We start from the raw sequence: 2,616 nt of genomic DNA, 5'->3' as shown, positions 1-2,616 counted from the left end.
GGTATTTTGATTGACGAAAAGGCCGTTGGCACCGATTTAAACAACAAATTTGTGCTGGTGGTAAACGCGGATAATCAACTGGAGTACCGGGCGGTAAAGCTGGGTGAAAAAGTAAACGGCCTGCGCATTGTGCGTGAAGGGCTGACAGCAACAGACCGCATTGTGGTTAACGGCCTGCAGCGGGTCATGCCGAATATGCAGATTGAACCCAAAATGGTAGAGATGGCAAGTGCTGAGCAAATAGCCAGTTTACGTAAAGAGCAACAACTGCTGGATGAAACCAGCTCTGCACTGACGGCAAAAGCAGACGACACGGCAGCAACAGTTAACGCCGGCAAAACGCCGGGACGGGGTTAAGGAAACATTATGTTCTCGCAATTTTTTATTAAAAGGCCCATTTTTGCCGCCGTTATCTCCCTGCTGTTTTTTATTGTCGGTGCGATAACGGTTTGGCAATTGCCTGTAACCGAATACCCGGAAGTGGTGCCGCCTACCGTAGTGGTAACGGCTAACTACCCCGGCGCTAACCCCAAAGTGATTGCCGAAACGGTGGCCTCGCCACTGGAGCAGGAAATTAACGGGGTGGAGAACATGCTGTATATGTCATCACAGGCAACGTCTGATGGCCGTATGACATTAACGGTAACCTTTGCCATTGGCAGCGATGTAGATCTGGCGCAAAGCCAGGTGCAGGCACGGGTAGACCGTGCCATGCCGCGGCTGCCGCAGGAAGTACAGCGTTTGGGCGTGGTAACCGAGAAATCCTCACCGGATTTAACCATGGTGGTGCATTTAACCTCACCGGACCAGCGTTACGATATGCTGTATTTGTCTAACTATGCTGCGCTTAACGTAAAAGATGAGCTGGCACGTATTCAGGGCGTGGGTAACGTACAGTTATTCGGTGCTGGTGAATACAGTATGCGGGTGTGGTTAGATCCGAACAAAGTCGCGGCTTTGGGCTTATCTCCCACGCAGATCATTGCGGCTATCCGCGAGCAAAACCAGCAAGCGGCCGCCGGTAGTTTAGGCGCCCAGCCCAGCGGCGATGCCGACTTTCAGCTGCTGATCAACGTAAAAGGCCGCTTAGCTACGGTAGAAGAGTTTGAAGATATTATTATTCAGGTAGGCGCTAACGGCGAAATCAGCCGGGTAAAAGATGTAGCACGGGTTGAGCTGGGGGCTTCAACTTATGCGCTGCGCTCTTTGCTGAATAATAAAGACGCTGTGGCTATTCCTATTTTCCAGGCCTCCGGCTCTAACGCTATTCAGATTTCTGATGATGTACGGGCGAAAATGGCTGAGTTATCGCAGGGGTTCCCAGAGGGTTTAGCTTACGACATCGTGTACGATCCAACTGTATTTGTGCGTGGCTCTATTAAGGCAGTGGTAAAAACCCTGCTGGAAGCGGTGTTGTTAGTGGTATTGGTGGTGGTGCTGTTTTTACAAACCTGGCGCGCCTCTATTATTCCGCTGGTAGCCGTGCCGGTGTCCTTAGTGGGTACCTTTGCCTTTATGCATCTGCTGGGTTTTTCAATCAATGCTTTATCTTTATATGGTCTGGTACTGGCCATCGGTATCGTGGTAGATGACGCCATCGTGGTGGTAGAAAACGTTGAGCGTAATATCAGCGAAGGTTTAGCGCCGCTTGCCGCGACACAAAAAGCCATGAAAGAAGTGACCGGGCCTATCGTTGCCACCACCCTGGTACTGGCAGCGGTATTTATTCCTACCGCCTTTATGTCTGGCTTAACCGGCCAGTTTTATAAGCAGTTTGCGCTGACCATTACTATTTCAACCTTTATCTCGGCCATTAACTCGTTAACCTTAAGCCCGGCTTTAGCTGCCATGTTATTAAAAGGCCATAACGAGAAAAAAGACGCCTTAACCCGCGGTATGGATAAGTTATTGGGTGGCTGGTTATTTGGCCCCTTTAACCGCTTTTTTGCCCGTTTATCACGAGGTTATGGTTATGTGGTAAGAAAGGTGATCCGTTATGGCGCTATTGTAGGCGTAATGTATATTGCACTGGTTGGTGTAACCGGCCTGCAGTTTGCTACTACCCCTACCGGTTATGTTCCGGGCCAGGATAAACAGTATCTGGTAGCCTTTGCCCAATTGCCTGATGCCGCTTCACTGGAGCGTACCGAAGCGGTGATCAAAGAGATGTCAGCGATTGCGCTGGAGTATCCTGGTGTTGCCAACTCTATTGCGTTTCCGGGGCTGAGCATTAACGGTTTTACCAATAGTCCGAACTCCGGCATTGTATTTGTTGGTCTGGATGAATTTGATGAACGCAGTTCAGCAGAGTTGTCGGGTAATGCTATAGCTGCAGCGTTAAACCAGAAATTCGCCGGTATTGAAGATGCCTTTATTGCTATTTTCCCACCGCCACCGGTTATGGGGTTAGGCACTATAGGTGGCTTCCGCCTGCAGATACAGGACCGTGGCAATCATGGTTATGAAGAGCTGTATAACATTACCATGCAGGTGATGATGAAAGCCTGGGCAACGCCTGAACTGGCCGGGGTGTTTTCCAGCTACCAGGTCAATGTACCGCAGCTGGACCTGGATATCGACCGCACCAAAGCCAAACAGCAAAGCGTAGCACTGGAT

2 protein-coding genes are annotated in these 2,616 nt (G+C 50.2%); both read left to right on the top strand.

What is annotated here, in order from left to right; genetic code table 11:
• Positions 1 to 357: permuted SH3 domain-containing protein (locus J3B89_RS20880; protein WP_491009108.1), on the top strand; the 357-nt coding region annotated here is incomplete at its 5' end.
• A 9-nt stretch (positions 358 to 366) separates the two neighbouring features.
• Positions 367 to 2,616 (top strand): efflux RND transporter permease subunit (locus tag J3B89_RS20875; RefSeq protein WP_252349454.1); only part of this gene is annotated, 2,250 nt, incomplete at its 3' end.

The organism is Rheinheimera oceanensis (genome assembly GCF_018831085.1).
Lineage (GTDB): Bacteria > Pseudomonadota > Gammaproteobacteria > Enterobacterales > Alteromonadaceae > Alishewanella > Alishewanella oceanensis.
This window is presented reverse-complemented; position numbering and strand designations above follow the sequence as displayed.